The following is a 15,391-nucleotide window of genomic DNA, read 5'->3' as shown; positions in this document are numbered from 1 at the left end:
GTGGACCTTGTCCACCGCCGCCTCACCGGACGGAATCTCCGCAACCGCGAGACGTTTACGAAGATCGGCCAATTTACCCGCAGTGGTATGGATATCGGGTTCGGTTGTGGTCATGCAGATGTCCCCTACGTTGTGTGGAGTGGCAAACGGAGATCGTCAGTTCGTGGCGAGCGAGCGCGCGATCACCAGACGCTGAATCTGGTTGGTGCCCTCGAAGATCTGAGTGATCTTGGCGTCGCGCATGTATCGCTCGACGCGGAAGTCGCGGGTGTACCCGTAGCCACCGAACACCTGTACCGCGTCGGTGGTCACCTTCATGGCCGCATCGGTAGCGATCAGCTTGGCCACGGAAGCGTTGCGCGAGTAAGGAAGTCCGGCGTCACGTCGACGGGCAGCATCGAGGTAGGTGGCGCGGGCCGAGTCCACTGCCGCTGCCATGTCCGCCAACACGAAACCGAGGCCCTGATGGTCGATGATCTTCTTGCCGAACGCCGTACGTTCCTGGGCGTACTTCACCGCGTCGTCGAGCGCCGCCTGCGCGATTCCCACGGCTACAGCGGCAATTCCGAGCCTGCCTGCATCGAGGGCACTGAAGGCGATCTGCAGTCCCTGCCCCTCCGCGCCGATTCGCCACTCGGTGGGTACGTGGACGTTGTCGTAGTGCGCGGCGGTCGTCGGGATCGCATGCAGTCCCATCTTCTCTTCGGGCTTGCCGAAGCTCAGGCCGTCGGTTCCGTCCGGAACGAGGAAGCACGAGATACCTTTCGACCCTTCGCCGGTACGAGCGAACAGGTTGTAGAAGTCGGCCACTCCGCCGTGTGTGATCCACGCCTTCGAACCGTTCACGGTGTAGCCACCCTCGGTCGGGGTGGCCTTGCAGCTCAGTGCGGCAGCGTCCGAGCCGGCCTGTGCTTCGGACAGTGAGTAGGCGCCGATCTGCGCCCCACCGAGCATGTCGGGGAGTTTGTCGGCTTTCTGCTGTTCGGTACCGAACGCCATCACGGGATAGCAAGCCAGACCGTGCACGCTCACTGCGACTGCAACCGCCGCCCAGCGCGACGCCAGTTCTTCGAGGACCTGGAGGTACACCTCGTACGGTTGGCCACCACCTCCCCATTCCTCCGCGTACGGCAGGCTCAACAGGCCCGCCTCGCCGAGGGTGGCGAACACTCCCTCCGGGTAGGTCTCACGCCGTTCGTGGTCGTCGACGATCGGGTCGAGGACCTTGTCTGCCACGTCCCGGGTCAGGGCGATCAGATCACGCGCTTCGGACGTGGGCAACAGACGGTCGACGGGCACGTGAAAACCTCCGGGGCTATCGCATCAGTACTGCCGGACGATCCGCAGTACTGATGCACAGTACTGCACAAGCCGATGCAGTACCATCCCTGATGTGAACGCACCCGTGACCTCGCATGCCACGGCACGCCGTTCCGAACTCTTCGACCAGCTCGTGAGCTTGTTTCTGGCAGAGGGCTTCGCACACCTGACCCTCGACACCATCGCGGCCCGGCTTCGGTGCTCCAAGTCCACGCTGTACACCCTGGCGTCGAGCAAGGATCAGCTGGTCGGCGGCGCAACGGTGCACTATTTCAAGTCCATGACCACGCAGGTGGAGAACGCGGTCGCCGAGGTGGACGGCACCCGCAATCGCATCACCACCTATCTCACCGCGGTGGGGGCAGCTCTCGAGTCCGCGTCCGAACAGTTCATGACCGACCTGGCGTCACTGGAGGCGGCCCGCTCGGTATACGAACGAAACACCGCCATCGCCGCGCGCCGCGTCCAGGAGTTGATCAGCGAGGGCGTGGCCAGCGGTGAAGTGCGCGACGTGCACGCGGCCTTCGTCGGGGACGTGGCCTCCTCGGTCATGGTTCGCATTCAGACTCGCGAGGTGTTTCGACTGACCGGACTGAGCGACGGCGACGCTTACCTCGAACTGGCGAAATTGCTGACGGCGGGCATCGGCGCGTAGCCGCGGAGCAGGGAATGAATCGACCTCGGTATGCGCTGACACCCAACGAATACAGTTGATCCTTCAACGAAAGAGCGCGTGATGAAGAAGATCGGATTTCTGTCCTTCGGACACTGGTCGGCGTCCCCACAGTCGCAGACGCGGTCCGCGTCGGACGTGCTGCTGCAGTCCATCGACCTCGCGGTCGCCGCCGAAGAACTGGGTGCCGACGGCGCGTACTACCGCGTCCATCACTTCGCCAACCAGCTCGCGTCACCGTTCCCACTCCTCGCCGCCGTCGGTGCCAAGACGAGCACCATCGAGATCGGCACCGGTGTCATCGACATGCGCTACGAGAACCCGTTCTACATGGCCGAGGACTCGGGTTCCGCCGATCTCATCTCGGGCGGGCGGCTGCAGCTCGGAGTCAGCCGAGGATCGCCCGAACAGGTCGTCGAGGGCTACCGCTACTTCGGCTACACACCGGCCGAGGGCTCCGATCACGCCGACATGGCCCGTGAACACACCCGCATCTATCTCGATCTTCTCGAAGGCAAGGGTTTCGCACAGCCCAATCCGCGGCCGATGTTTCCCAATCCGCCCGGACTCCTGCGCCTGGAACCACACTCCCCCGGTTTGCGGCAGCGCATCTGGTGGGGTGCCGGCACCCGCGACACCGCCGAGTGGACCGCGCGACAGGGCATGAACCTGATGAGCTCGACGCTGTTGAGCGAAGACACCGGAGTGCCGTTCCATCGATTGCAGGCCGAGCAGATCGAACGATTCCACAAGACGTGGAGCGACGCTGGACACGACTTCGCGCCGCGAACTTCGGTGAGTCGCAGCATTTTTCCGATCGTGAACGATCTCGATCGCGCCTACTTCGGCCGAGAGGGCAGCGGCGACGATCAGGTCGGCTACATCGACGGCGGCAAGGCCCGATTCGGCAAGACGTACGCAGGCGAGCCCGATCGACTGATCGAAGAGCTCGCCGCGGACGAAGCTATCGCAGCCGCCGATACGCTGCTGCTCACCGTCCCCAACCAGCTGGGCGTCGACTACTGCGCCCACGTCCTCGGCACTGTGTTGCGCGATGTCGCTCCCGCGTTGGGGTGGCGCTGACCACTCGCAGAGCGGGAGGGGGTTGGTATCGGCGGATACGGGTACTGGCAGCTCGTTCACCCGCCCTCGCCTGCCAGGAGTTCCCATGCTCAAACGCGACGTATCCGCGCGCCTCGATGTAGACATCACCGCAGCCACCACGCTCGAATTCCAGATCGCAATCGCGCCGCATCCGGGCACGACGGTCACCGAATCACTGTCCTTCGTTCTCGACGGCAACCCCATCGAGGCGAAGGAAGTGAGCGGGCCGCACGGCAACCGAATTCACGTCATGCCCGCCGACGTTGGCAACCTGCAGGTCTCGTACGACGCCACCATCTTGGGCAACACCACCCCGGCACCGGTCACCGACTACGACATGTCGCTCTACCTCCGACCGAGCCGGTACGCCGAGGCCGACAAGTTCTACGGTTTCGCCGCAACCGAATTCGGCGACTACGCGGATTCCGAGGAACTGCTGGCCAAGATCTCCGCGTGGGTCGGAGCCCGCCTGAGTTACGTTCCGGGGAGCAGTGATCCGATCGACGGAGCTGTCGACACACTGCTCGCCGGACAGGGCGTCTGCCGGGACTACTCGCACCTCGTGGTGGCCATGCTGCGGGCGGTCAACGTTCCGGCCCGCCTGGTAGCGGTGTACGCACCCGGCTGCGATCCGATGGACTTCCACGCCGTCGCCGAAGCATTCGTGGGCGGCCAGTGGCGCGTCGTGGATGCCACCTGCCTCGCCCCGCGCTCGACGCTGGTGCGCATCTCGGTCGGTCGCGACGCCGCCGACACTGCGTTCCTGGACAACCACAAGGGTGCCATCACGCTGAACAGTTCCGTGGTCACGGCAGTGGTCGACGGCGAGCTCCCCGAGGACGACATCACCGAACTGGTCTCCCTCACCTGATCTCCGGCCGGACACCGCCCGAATGTGATCTGCATCACACGTTCGTTTGCTTTCGGTGACGAAAACCGACTAAGTATCCGTTACCAACAATCACAGCCACCCGGAAGGACTCTCATGAGCTTCATCGACAAGGCCAAGAACGCCGCGGAAGACGCCATCGGCAAGGCGAAGGAAGTTGTCGGCGACGCCACCGACAACAAGGACCTCGAGGCCGAGGGCAAGAAGGATCAGGGTTCGGCAGGCGTGAAGAAGGTCGGCGAGAACATCAAGGACACCTTCAAGTAACACCGCAATCGCATCGAGTGCCGCCGATCTCGATGATCGGCGGCACTCGCCTTTCACCCCTTCCACCTCACAGAACGGATTCCCTCATGACCACATCCACCGGCAACACCGAGACCACCAAGCGTCGCGGCGGATTCGCCTCGAAGTTTGCCCTCCTCGTCACGCTCGTCCTGGTCGCAGCACTGGTGATCTTCGTGCTGCAGAACACCGTGCACACCACCATCAACTTCCTGGGCTGGAACTTCGATCTCGGCCAGGGCGTCTCCTTGCTCGGTGCCGCTGTCGTCGGAGCCGTCATCACGTTGACCGCCACCGCTGCGCTCAAGGTTCGACGCGCAGTCCGATGATCCCCCTGCTCGCGCGCAAGTACCTGTACCGCTACCTCATCGTTGCGATCGGGCTTCCCGTCCTCGCTCGGTTGTTGGCCCTCGCCGGCCAGAGCCTCGAAAAGCGAACGGGCAAGGACAATGTCGTGTCCAGAGGCCTGAAGTCGGCCGGTCGATTCGCACAACGGCGGGCCGACAAGTCGCAGGGCAAGAAGGATCGTGAGTCTCTTCGCGCACGCCGCTGAGCCGGTCGACCAATGCGTCGGCCGGCTGTACCGGCCTACCCGGCGACGATCAGTGTCCCGCCGGGTCGGTCAGCGACTTGCCTTCCCGAGCCTTGACACGTTTGCGCTCCAGTAGAACCAGTGCAATTCCGGCCGCGAGAAGAACCGGCGCGGCGATCGCACCGATCCACACCCATCCGGAGAACCCGTAGCCGGCGGCGGTAAGGGTGAGACCCAGGCTCACCAATGCAATTCCGATGAAGATGTATCCGGGCCAGTTTCGCGTGTCGACTATCGCCTCACCCGCGTGGCCGCGGGTCGTCCGATCGTCGTCGCGTGCGCCGGCGTCGGAATCGCTCGTGTTCTGGTGCGCCATGTGAACCTCTCGAGATGAATGAGTGACGGCCACTGACCGCAGACCGGTCCTGAGGAGCGTTCACCGCCTTCACAGCGCGGTTCCCGTAAAGCGCCGTCGACAAACATCGGGCCGATGGTTCAGTCGTGCCAACTCACTGCGGCGAACGGGGCGTGGCTCGTCAGCCGTCCGACGATGCCTGCGTGTGCGAAGTTCTTGGCGGTGGCGACCGCGTCGAGCACGTCCACGCCTTTCGCGAGCTCGGCCGTGATGGCCGCGGCGAACACGCATCCGGCACCCGATACCCGCTCCTCGCCCACCTTGGGGGCGCGCAGCACGGTCAGTTCGGAACCGTCCCAGACGACGTCTACGGCCTCGTCGCCGGGCAACCCCGCACCCCCCTTGACCACCACGTACCGCGGTCCGAGTTCGGCAATTCGCTTGGCCGCCTCGCCCAGATCGTCGACGGTGGTGATGGCGTCCATTCCGGACAATGTCTGTGCCTCGAACAGATTGGGGGTGATCACGGTGGCCAGCGGAAGGATGTCGCGCCGAAGCGCATTGTCGGTGTCGAGCGCCGCGCCCGGCTCCTGACCCTTGCAGATCAACACCGGATCGACCACCACGTGCCGCCACGGCTGCAGACGCAGTGAGCTCGCCACGGTCTCGACGGTAGCGGGTGTGCCGAGCATGCCGATCTTGACGACATCGAGATCGTGTGCGGCAGTGGCGACTTCGATCTGATCGGCGATGACCGAGCTGTCGATGGGAACGAAGCGGTGGCCCCAGTCGGACTTCGGATCGAACGAGACGATGCACGTGATGGTGCCGACTCCGTAGACCCCGAGCCGCTCGAATGTCTTGAGGTCTGCCTGCAGACCGGCTCCACCGGTGGCTTCCGAACCTGCGATCACGTACGCGATTGTCGACATGACCTCAGTATGACAAGTGCCTTTCGACCCGAAATCAGGTGGTCGCGCACCTGGTGGGGCGAACGTCAGCTCGGCAGATCGGGCTCGGTCGGGTGTTCACGGCTGATCAGCTGCGCCGCCAACATCGATACCGGCACGTTCATTTCCTGTGACAGCGCACCGAGCATGTCGAACGCGCGGATGGCGTCGACGTCGAAGCGCTCCATGATGATCCCCTTGGCCTGACCGATTCGATCTCGCGAGGCCAGAGCGCTGCGGTGGGACATGACTTCTCCTCGATCTGCCGCACCGATTGAACCGGCCCGTTTCGGGGCATACGGCAATGTCGGATCGTTCTACCGTGCGATCGCAGCACCCAGAGTGCCCCACTTCCAGTCCCGGAGTGTCGGCGAGCGCGGATCACGTGCTCACACAAAACGACAAGAGATTCCGGAGGCCGAATCGTGCCCACGAGCAGAGAAACCACAGCCAGCTGTGAGGACGTCTGGAGAGTCCTCGCGGACGGTTGGACGTACGCAACCTGGGTGGTCGGTGCATCCCGAATTCGCGCCGTCGACAACACCTGGCCCGCACCGGGTTCCACGATTCACCATGCCGTCGGCACCTGGCCCGCGGTGCTGAGCGACGTGACTGGTTCGGTGGGAATTCACGCCGAACGAGAGATACGACTCGAAGCGCGCGCCCTGCCGTTCGGCAAAGCGTCGATCACGGTGCGGCTACACCCGATTGCCACCGGTTGCCGCATCGAGATCATCGAGCACGCGATCACTGCGCCGTTCGCCCTGGTGCCGAATCGGATACAGCATCTGTTGGCGCATCCACGCAACGCCGAGGCGCTCCGTCGGCTCGCCCTGCTCGCAGAGCGGTCCACAGCTCCGTGAGCAAGTCCCCACTGCGACAGGCAGTCTCGGGGAAAATGCTGTTCGTCTTCATTCTCGGCGATGTGCTCGGTGCCGGAATCTACGCTCTCGTCGGCGAGATAGCGGGCGAGGTCGGCGGAGCGATCTGGCTGCCCATGCTCGTCGCCCTGCTGATGGCACTGCTGACCGCTGCGTCGTACGCAGAACTCGTCACCAAGTACCCACGAGCAGGCGGCGCAGCCGTGTTCGCGCAGCGGGCGTACAAAAAACCGCTCGTGTCGTTTCTGGTGGGATTCTCGATGCTCGCCGCAGGTGTCACCAGCGCCGCCGGCCTGGCGCTTGCCTTCTCGGGCGACTACCTGGGCGTGTTCCTCGACGTGCCAGCCGTCCCCGCCGCAGTGGTCTTCCTGCTTCTGGTCGGGCTGCTCAACGCTCGCGGGATCACCGAATCGTTGCGGGCGAACCTCGCTATGACGGTCGTCGAGGTATCGGGTCTGGTGCTGATCGTCGCCCTCGCCGGTCTCGTGCTGAGCCGGGGTGACGGCACGCCGTCCAGGGTCCTCGAATTCACCGACGCGACGACTCCGACGCTCGCGGTGCTCGGCGCGGCTCTGCTCGCGTTCTATTCGTTCGTCGGATTCGAGACGTCGGCGAACATCGCCGAAGAAGTCGAGGACGTGCGCCGGGTCTACCCACGGGCTCTTCTCGGTGCTGTCACCGTCGCCGGGGTGGTGTACGTGCTCGTCGGTCTCGCAGTGTCCACCGTCGTGCCCGCCGACACCCTGGCGCAATCGACCGGTCCGCTGCTCGAGGTCGTCGCAGCTGCCGATGCGGGCATTCCGCCGTGGGTCTTCGGCCTCGTCGCACTGGTAGCCGTGGCCAACGGCGCACTGCTGACCATGATCATGGCCTCGCGACTGACCTTCGGCATGGCTCGTGACGGTCTGCTTCCCGGCGCATTGGCCAAGGTTCTGCCGGGCCGCAGAACTCCGTGGGCAGCGATCGTGGCCACCACCGTCGTCGCGATGGTGTTGTGCAGCACCGGTTCCGTCGCTGCGCTTGCGGAGACGGTCGTGCTGCTCCTGCTGTTCGTCTTCATCAGCACCAACGTGGCGGTACTGGTGCTTCGCAGCGATCGGGCCGACTCCGGTCATTTCCGGACGCCGACCGCACTCCCCGTGCTGGCACTGATCACGTGCGCAGTTCTACTGACCCAGCAGTCCGCGGCAACGTGGCTGCGCGCCGGATTGCTCCTCGCCGTGGGAGTAGCGCTGTACTTCGTCGGTAACCTGCTGACCAACAAGACCGATACCGACCGGAGGAGTGCAGTCTCATGACCACCACCGAGGTCGACGCGATCGTGATCGGCAGTGGCCACAACGGCTTGGTTGCGGCGGCAGCGATGGCCGACGCCGGCTGGGACGTCGTGGTCCTCGAGGCTGCCGAACATCCCGGCGGCGCTGTGCGCAGCGCCGAGCTCGTTCCCGGTTTCACCAGTGACCTCTTCAGCGCCTTCTATCCGCTGGCGCTCGCCTCGCCTGCCATGACTGCACTCGACTTGGAAAGCCACGGGCTGCAGTGGTCGCACTCCCCCGCGGTGTACGGCCATGCGCGGTCACCGCAGGACACCGACGCTCCGGTCGTTCACCACGACGTCGAGACCACCGCTGCGCGGCTGTCGGAACACGACGCGCGAGACGGCCGAACCTGGCTGCGGCTCTTCGAGCAGTGGGAGCGCATTCGCGAGCCCTTCATGAATTCGCTGTTCGGACCGTTTCCACCCGTCGTCCCAGCGGCTCGACTCGTCCACACCTTGGGGGTGCCCGAGACACTGCGCTTCGCGCGATTCGCGGCCCTTCCCGCCCGGGTGATGGCTCACGAGCTCTTTCACAGCGAGGCTGCTCGCTGCCTGCTGCTGGGCAACGCCATGCACGGTGACGTCCCGACCGATGCCCCGGTGAGCGGCATGATGGGCTGGCTGCTCACGATGCTGGCTCAGGACGTCGGGTTTCCGGCCCCTGTGGGCGGATCGTCTGCGCTGACGACCGCGTTGATTCGTCGTGGTGCCGCGTCGGGTGCGGCGCTCGAGTGCGGTCAGGCGGTCGAGCACATCGAGGTACGCGGCGGCCGCGCTCGCGGGGTGCACACCGCTGCCGGAGACACGTTTCGAGCGCGTCGGGCGATCGTGGCCGACGTGTCCGCACCGGCTCTGTACGGTTCACTGCTTCCGTTCGACGCCGTGCCGCGCCGAGTGCACGACGACTTGCGCACCTTCGAGTGGGACACCCCGGTGGTCAAGGTGAACTACGCACTCGATCGTCGAATACCCTGGAACTCACCGTCTTTGGCCGACGCCGGCACCGTCCATCTCGGTGCGGACGACAACGGCCTCGTGCACTGGGCGGCAGATCTCACCACCGGAGTTCTTCCCCAGAGCCCGTTCATGCTGTTCGGCCAGATGACCACTGCCGATCGGAGCAGGTCACCGGAGGGCACCGAAAGCGCTTGGGCCTACACACATCTGCCGAGGGGCGTCGTCGACGACGCGGCCGCCGACACCGTGGCGGATCGGGTCGACGAAGTCCTCGACGCCCATGCACCGGGATTTACCGATTCGGTCGTCGGGCGGGTCGTCCAACGACCGAGCGATCTGTACGGTGCCGATGCCAATCTGCACGGTGGTGCGGTGAACGGCGGAACCGCGCAGCTGCAGCAGCAGTTGATATTTCGACCGACGCCGGGGCTGGGGCGGGCGGAAACGCCGGTGGAAGGACTGTTTCTCGGGTCGGCATCGGCGCACCCCGGTGGAGGAGTGCACGGAGCCGCCGGCCTCAACGCTGCCCGGGCAGCGCTGGGCCAGCGAGGTGTACACGGCTGGATGAAGAAGAAAATCACCGGTTCGCTCATCGACGTGTTGACCCGGTGACGGCGTTATCGAAACGAGATCTTTCGTTACTCGTTCGAGATGTGCGGCGGAGTCTCCTGCAATCAGGCACTGGCATCGTTGAAAGCACAACAACTCAGCGTTGTGCACCGCGCGGGCAGACCGACCGGGACGAACGCTTCGGGGAAGAGGTAAAGATATGTTGACCAGCACTGCAACGATGGAACGCTCCATTCGCGACGACGAGGGCGTGTTTCGGGTCGAGACCGTCGTTCGACCGGACGGACACAACATTCTGCGAGCGTCGGGCGAACTCGACATGTCGACCAGAGCCGAGTTCGTGCACAGCCTGGACCGCCTGGCCGCCGCCTCCGATCGGGTCTGTGTCGATCTGTCGGCGGTGTCGTTCATGTACTCCGGCGTTGCCAACGCAATCATCGATGCCACCTACGTGCATCCGGGCAAGATCGCCGTGCTCGCGCCTGCACGATCGGTGCGTATGGTCCTGGAGGTACTGGGCGCAGGCGACCTGTTCGTCGACGCGTTTCGGTCGTGAGTTCGACTCGACAACAGGTAACGTCGAACCCATGCCAGACGAGCCGACCGGAGCAGCCTTCGAGATCGTGGCAGCGGACCACGACGCGACGACCGTGCTCACCGTTCGAGGCGAACTCGATCTCGACACCATACCGGAGCTGTCGGCTGCTGCGTTCCCGGCGGCAGACACAGCCCGGGCCGGACTCGTGGTGGATCTAACGGATGTGAGCTTCCTGTCGTCGAGCGCCATCACCATACTGGTGCGAGTCTGCGATCGACTGCCCGATGCCTCGCTCATGGCGCTCGTGGCGGTCGATGGAGTCGTGGTTCGGCCCGTGCAGCTCAGCGGAATCGATCGGGTGATGGCCACTTTCACGACCGTTCCCGACGCGGTGGCTCACGTGCGGTCGGCAGCTCTCGACTCGGAAGTCGACCGATGACCGGCCGGTACCGGTTCGGACAGCGACGATGACCGAGAGCAGTCCCGGACCCACTCCACAGCGTTGGAGCCACACCGCACCGGCCGAATCGGCCGTGGCGACCGCGCTTCGACGCCGGCTGCATCACTGGGTTCTCGAACTGGGAGTGAGCAACTCACTGGTGGACGACATCGTCCTCGGGGTCTACGAAGCGCTCGCGAACGTGGTCGAGCATGCCTACCACGCAGTGCCCGAGCCCGGAACGATGACGGTCACCGCCGCGTACGAACATCGAACCCTGACTGTCACGATTTCCGACACCGGAACGTGGCGGCCACCGACGCCGACGACCAATCGCAGCCATGGGTTGCAGCTCGCTGCCGCAGTGTCGGACGACCTCCTCGTCGATCACCGGCCGGGGTTCGGGACCATCGTGACTGCGGTGTGGACCGATCCGGTCTCGGCAAGCCGCTCCAGTTCTGCCACCCGCTCGTCATGAACGAAGGGAGTGCCCATGTCTGCCACTGCTGCTGAATTGCTCGACAGTGCACCGTGCGGGGTGTTCTCCGTCGATGTGGCCACGGCACGGATCCTCTACGCCAATGCTGCCGCCGCCCGGATCACCGCACGCAGTCGTGACGCTCTCGTGGGAACGTCGGTCACCGACCTGTTCACGATCGAGTTCGAGCCCGTACTGACGGCGCTGATCGATGTCGCGTCGAATTCACGGGCCGACTCCCCGATCGGAGCCTCCGCGAAGCTGACCGTCGCACCCGACAGGAGCGATGCAATCGCCGTGTCGATACTCGCCAACGCCCTGCGCACGCCCACAGGTCCCATGACGGTGACGATGACGCTGCACAACGAGACCGAGCGGAACGTCCGCGAAAGAGATCTGATCGACGCCCGTGACAACGCCGAGGCGGCGCAGGACAGCGCCGAGGCCGCTCTGGACAGATCACAGGATGCACTGGGCGCCTCGGAGGAAGCGCGCAAGCAGGCCGAGGCAGAGAGAACGCAAGTGCAGATTCTGGCGTCGACCCTGCAACGCACCCTGCTCCCCCCGATCCTGTCCGCTCCGACGGGTATGAACGTGGCGGCTCACTATCACCCCGCATCCATCGACGAGGTCGGTGGCGATTTCTACGATGTGTTCCCCCTCGACAATCGGACATGGGGATTCTTCCTCGGTGACGTCAGCGGGAAGGGTGCCGGAGCCGCCGCCGTCACCTCGCTGACCCGATACACCCTGCGCGCCGCGGCGGTGTTCGACCGCGACCCGATCTCGGTACTCCAGAACCTCAACACCGTTCTGCACCACGAGTTCCACGGCGACGACCCACGTTTCTGCACAGTGGTTTTCGGCACCATCACTCCGGGCCCGGACGGCGCGGTGGTCGACCTCGCCAGCGGAGGACATCCGCCGGCACTGCGTATCGGTCACGACGCCGTCGTGGACTTCGTCGACACCACCGGTGGTCAGTTGGTGGGAGCATTGGCCGAGCCGCACTTCGCGTCGGCATCGGTGACACTGCGACCCGGCGACGTCATGGCCTTCTACACCGACGGGTTGACCGAGGCAATCGTCGGACCGGGGCGAACACGCTTCGACGACGACGGTGGCCTCGAATCTTTTGCTGCCGAAAGAGGTCCGACGACTGCGCCGAAGATCGTCGACGATCTCACGTCACTTCTGGCTTCCTTCGGAGACGGTCTGCAGGACGACGTAGCACTGCTCGCCTTCGAGGTACCCCGGGTCGACGCCGACGCGTAGCAGTTCAGGCCCGCAGGCTCGCTCAACGTGCTCGTATTCCCGACAGGAACACCCGCAGGACGTAGTCGGAGACTTGTTCCGGACCTTCCTCGGACCGTGAGACGGACCTGATCACCACGTTGTTGGCGAGTATCGTCGCAAGTTCGCTTGCCGACGCCTCGGTACCGAAGTCGCCTCGACGCTGGCCACGTTCGAGGATCGGGGTGAGCGCCGAGGGCAGCGGGAGTTGCTCCCGAATGGTGGTGACAGTGCTCGGCTCGTGAAACTGCTCGAAGCTCAGTGCCAACAGCATCCCCGAGCTCATCGAGCGGTTGCGCGCCACGAACTCCGCGAGCCGACCGACCGAACGTTTAAGAGCCGCAATGGGTTCCACCTCCAGTCGGGCGTCCGCACGACCCAGCCGGAGGACGCGCTCGAACTCGGGCGTCAGTGCGGCAACGATGATGTCGACCTTGCTCGGGAACAGGCGCTTGAGATCGGCGACGGTGAGCGAGGAAGCAGTGGCGATGTCGGCGAGGGTGACCGAGAAATATCCGTGTGCCGCGAACAACCTCTCGGTCGCCGCGATGACGTCGGATTCGATGTCGGCCCTCGAATGATCGAAACCGTCGAGAGAAGCGGGCACGTCCACGGGTCCCGCTGTGCGTTCACGACGATCCGAGTGAACTGGGTCCACCGCCCATTCCAGCAGCGATTCGACAGCCGTGGACGCACGAGACGTGGGCACCGTTCCCGGGCTGAGGGTCTCACGGAAAGCAAGACCGTCGAGCAGGGCGACGAGGACATGGGACAGTCCGGTCACCGTCAGCGGCGTTCTCACCGAACCCCCGAGTGCACGAAGCTTGTGCCGGACGGCATCCTCGACTGCGGCGTCCATGGCATCGAATTCGGGTGCCAACGACGATCTCGCTCCGGCGTGGTCGGAGGCGATCATCGCGCCGATCATTCTCCTGCGCAGCAGACCGGAGGTCAGTTGCTCGAAGTAGGACGCGAGATCCGACGAGGCATGCTCTGCATCGCCGGGCTTCGTGTACTGCAGAGTCACGTGCGCGAGCAAGTCCTCGACGAACGCTTCCTTGCCACCACGCTCCCCGGCACGGGAGGACCCGGGGTACGCATTGTGGAAAGTCTGGTGCGACAACCCGGCTTCTTCCACGACCGAGGCGATAGACAGCGATCGTGCGAGCACCGACATATCGAGATCGGTCAGCAATCGTGAGCCCGCCCGCAGCAGTTGTTCGCGGGGTGTGGATTTCGGGCTCAACGACGACCGCCTACGGTTTCGATCCGGTGGACAGTGAACTATAACAATGGCCCCGTGAAGACCCGACTTTACAAAACGATAAACCTGGATCGACAGGAGCCTCCAATGCCGCGTTCTGCCTCGAACCCGTTGGTGTTGTTTCATATTTGCCGGCGTGGTCGGATGTCCGAAACACCCAAGTCGGACAGCAGGGGTCGGATGCAATGCAAGTGACGAGTACAGGTCTGTCGACCACGACGATTCAGGTCGCGTCCGGTACCGCGGTCCATCCGGGGCAGCGATTCGCGCCGCGCCGCAGTGCATCGACCGTGCGCGCCAGGACCGTCGCAAATCCCGGTACCGAGACTCCCAGGTCACGGCAGGAAGCGACGAGGTCCGCCGATCCCGGCCTCACCGCCCGCGAGATCGCGGTCCTGGGTGCGTGGTTGCGCTGCGACTCCAAACAAGAAGTGTGCGCGGTTCTGCACATCGCACTCGGCACGGTGAATACCCACCTGTCTCGAATTCGCGCGAAGTACGCCACCGTCGGTCGTGCGGCACCGACCAAAGCGTCGCTCGTGGCCCGGGCGCTGCAGGACGGCTTGGTCACCCTCGACGATCTGTGATCGTCAGCCCGCGTGCAGGGTCGGTGTCAGGCCCGTTCCGCCCACGGGTCCGCGCGTCGCCACAGGGTCGGCAATTCGAGGTCGATGTCGTCTCTCCGCGCGCAGGCGTTCAGCACATCGACGGAGGCAGACATGTCGTCGAAGACGTACGCGAGCGCTTGCAGTGGTTCGTCCAGGGAGCGAAAGAAGTTGTCCCAGTGCGTCAACACCACGCGTCGGGCACCGACCGCCACGACCGTCTCCTGCCAGTACTGCTCGATGAACGCGCGCGGCCGTCGACCGAGCTGCCCTATCGAGAGGTAGACCACGTCGGCACGGCGACCTTCGAGCATGCCGGAACGAAAACCGGCGCTGCTGTGCACCAGTGCCGTCCGGCCGCTGGGAACGTGTTCGATGTGCATCGACCATGCCTCCCCGCATCGGTACTCACGCACCCGAGCCGGCTGGGTCAGTGGCCGCTCGATCCTGCCGTGCGCCCGATCCGGATACGAGTGAACCGATTCGACGAACGTGACGGCGAAGTTGCCCTGCACCGTTGTCTCGTCGTTCTCGACCACGACGACTCGGTCGTCCGAGAGCCCGGAGCCCTGCCCGATGAAGCCGGTCGAGGAACCGCCGACCAGAACTGCACGGGTACGCAGCGCTACCGCCGCCGAGTCGAGTGCGTGATCGTAGTGCGAGTGGGCACACAGCACCGCGTCGAGCGTGGTGATCCCCGCTCTGCGTAGGGCTGCATCGATGCGCCCGATGTCCGACCGCAGCGGTCGTACGAGGGTTTTCGGAAGCGACGGTCGCGAGAAGAAGCCGTCGGTGAGGATCGCCGATCGCCCGTCGTCGAAGAGCACGGTGCTGACGCCGAGAAACGACGCCGTCACCGGCGACCAGGGAGACGCCGACGCCGTGGTGGCGATCTCCGCCGGACCCGGCAGCGCGGGACGACCGATTCTGAGGGCCACCG

The 15,391-nt window shown here is 64.8% G+C and carries 19 protein-coding genes and 1 pseudogene; 14 read left to right on the top strand and 6 right to left on the bottom strand.

Translation table 11 applies throughout. The annotated features are described in order from the left end of the window. Positions 1-156: 156 nt before the first annotated feature. On the bottom strand, positions 157-1,299 hold the full coding sequence (locus tag CH274_RS20605; RefSeq protein ID WP_045196102.1) for an acyl-CoA dehydrogenase family protein: 1,143 nt from the start codon (positions 1,297-1,299) through the stop codon (positions 157-159). Between the two features lie 94 nt (positions 1,300-1,393). Here CH274_RS20605 and CH274_RS20600 point away from each other — a divergent pair, with 94 nt between their 5' ends. From CH274_RS20600 to CH274_RS20575, 6 genes are all read left to right on the top strand, one after another. Continuing rightward, on the top strand, positions 1,394-1,975 hold the full coding sequence (locus CH274_RS20600) for a TetR/AcrR family transcriptional regulator (protein ID WP_222092734.1): 582 nt from the start codon (positions 1,394-1,396) through the stop codon (positions 1,973-1,975). An 81-nt stretch (positions 1,976-2,056) separates the two neighbouring features. Then, positions 2,057-3,076: an LLM class flavin-dependent oxidoreductase gene (locus CH274_RS20595; RefSeq protein ID WP_094631564.1), complete on the top strand. Its 1,020-nt coding sequence runs from the start codon at positions 2,057-2,059 to the stop codon at positions 3,074-3,076. A gap of 85 nt (positions 3,077-3,161) precedes the next feature. Continuing rightward, positions 3,162-3,968, top strand: coding sequence for a transglutaminase-like domain-containing protein (locus tag CH274_RS20590; RefSeq protein WP_094631563.1), 807 nt, complete (start codon positions 3,162-3,164; stop codon positions 3,966-3,968). Between the two features lie 114 nt (positions 3,969-4,082). Beyond that, positions 4,083-4,253: a CsbD family protein gene (locus CH274_RS20585; RefSeq protein WP_008718579.1), complete on the top strand. Its 171-nt coding sequence runs from the start codon at positions 4,083-4,085 to the stop codon at positions 4,251-4,253. Positions 4,254-4,339: 86 nt separating this feature from the next. Then, a complete protein-coding gene (locus CH274_RS20580; protein ID WP_032394280.1) occupies positions 4,340-4,600 on the top strand; it encodes a lipopolysaccharide assembly protein LapA domain-containing protein in 261 nt (86 codons plus the stop codon). After that, positions 4,597-4,824: a hypothetical protein gene (locus tag CH274_RS20575; protein WP_094645482.1), complete on the top strand. Its 228-nt coding sequence runs from the start codon at positions 4,597-4,599 to the stop codon at positions 4,822-4,824. The genes CH274_RS20580 and CH274_RS20575 overlap by 4 nt, the downstream gene beginning before the upstream one ends. 49 nt (positions 4,825-4,873) lie before the next feature. On the opposite strand, the gene CH274_RS20570 is transcribed toward CH274_RS20575, so the two are convergent. The 3 genes and pseudogenes from CH274_RS20570 to CH274_RS20560 form a co-directional block, all read right to left on the bottom strand. Continuing rightward, positions 4,874-5,179, bottom strand: a complete 306-nt coding sequence (locus CH274_RS20570; RefSeq protein WP_094645483.1) for a hypothetical protein — start codon at positions 5,177-5,179, stop codon at positions 4,874-4,876. Between the two features lie 119 nt (positions 5,180-5,298). Further along, the gene (gene thiD / locus CH274_RS20565; protein ID WP_094631561.1) at positions 5,299-6,090 is read right to left on the bottom strand and encodes a bifunctional hydroxymethylpyrimidine kinase/phosphomethylpyrimidine kinase; all 792 of its coding nucleotides are present in this window, start codon (positions 6,088-6,090) and stop codon (positions 5,299-5,301) included. A 65-nt stretch (positions 6,091-6,155) separates the two neighbouring features. Further along, positions 6,156-6,347 (bottom strand): annotated as a pseudogene (locus CH274_RS20560) (ANTAR domain-containing protein); the annotation flags it as partial. A gap of 186 nt (positions 6,348-6,533) precedes the next feature. Here CH274_RS20560 and CH274_RS20555 point away from each other — a divergent pair. From CH274_RS20555 to CH274_RS20525, 7 genes are all read left to right on the top strand, one after another. After that, positions 6,534-6,971 (top strand): SRPBCC family protein, encoded by a 438-nt coding sequence (locus CH274_RS20555; RefSeq protein ID WP_094658731.1) that lies wholly within the window; start codon positions 6,534-6,536, stop codon positions 6,969-6,971. Continuing rightward, complete coding sequence (locus tag CH274_RS20550; RefSeq protein WP_256981008.1) at positions 6,968-8,287, top strand: APC family permease; 1,320 nt, start codon at positions 6,968-6,970, stop codon at positions 8,285-8,287. Before CH274_RS20555 ends, CH274_RS20550 begins: the two co-directional genes overlap by 4 nt. Next, positions 8,284-9,876 carry a phytoene desaturase family protein gene (locus CH274_RS20545; protein ID WP_094645487.1) on the top strand — a complete coding sequence of 531 codons (1,593 nt, stop codon included), beginning with the start codon at positions 8,284-8,286 and terminating at the stop codon, positions 9,874-9,876. Before CH274_RS20550 ends, CH274_RS20545 begins: the two co-directional genes overlap by 4 nt. A gap of 157 nt (positions 9,877-10,033) precedes the next feature. Beyond that, the gene (locus CH274_RS20540; protein ID WP_032394260.1) at positions 10,034-10,390 is read left to right on the top strand and encodes an STAS domain-containing protein; all 357 of its coding nucleotides are present in this window, start codon (positions 10,034-10,036) and stop codon (positions 10,388-10,390) included. A gap of 31 nt (positions 10,391-10,421) precedes the next feature. Further along, on the top strand, positions 10,422-10,811 hold the full coding sequence (locus CH274_RS20535; protein ID WP_094645488.1) for an STAS domain-containing protein: 390 nt from the start codon (positions 10,422-10,424) through the stop codon (positions 10,809-10,811). Between the two features lie 28 nt (positions 10,812-10,839). Further along, positions 10,840-11,289, top strand: a complete 450-nt coding sequence (locus CH274_RS20530) for an ATP-binding protein (RefSeq protein WP_032394258.1) — start codon at positions 10,840-10,842, stop codon at positions 11,287-11,289. A gap of 15 nt (positions 11,290-11,304) precedes the next feature. Then, positions 11,305-12,564, top strand: a complete 1,260-nt coding sequence (locus tag CH274_RS20525) for a PP2C family protein-serine/threonine phosphatase (RefSeq protein WP_094631556.1) — start codon at positions 11,305-11,307, stop codon at positions 12,562-12,564. A 22-nt stretch (positions 12,565-12,586) separates the two neighbouring features. Here the strand turns inward: CH274_RS20525 and CH274_RS20520 are convergent, their stop codons facing one another. Then, complete coding sequence (locus CH274_RS20520; RefSeq protein ID WP_179275812.1) at positions 12,587-13,828, bottom strand: TetR family transcriptional regulator; 1,242 nt, start codon at positions 13,826-13,828, stop codon at positions 12,587-12,589. A 209-nt stretch (positions 13,829-14,037) separates the two neighbouring features. On the opposite strand from CH274_RS20520, the gene CH274_RS28925 reads away from it, so the two are divergent. Beyond that, the gene (locus CH274_RS28925) at positions 14,038-14,433 is read left to right on the top strand and encodes a LuxR C-terminal-related transcriptional regulator (RefSeq protein WP_256993648.1); all 396 of its coding nucleotides are present in this window, start codon (positions 14,038-14,040) and stop codon (positions 14,431-14,433) included. Between the two features lie 26 nt (positions 14,434-14,459). Here the strand turns inward: CH274_RS28925 and CH274_RS20510 are convergent, their stop codons facing one another. After that, entirely contained in the window at positions 14,460-15,389 is a 930-nt protein-coding gene (locus CH274_RS20510; RefSeq protein WP_094658811.1) for an MBL fold metallo-hydrolase, read from the bottom strand. Positions 15,390-15,391 lie beyond the last annotated feature (2 nt).

The organism is Rhodococcus sp. 06-418-5 (assembly GCF_002258285.1).
Lineage (GTDB): Bacteria > Actinomycetota > Actinomycetes > Mycobacteriales > Mycobacteriaceae > Rhodococcoides.
The sequence above is the reverse complement of the archived record's forward strand: the minus strand, read 5'-3'. Positions and strand labels throughout refer to the sequence as shown.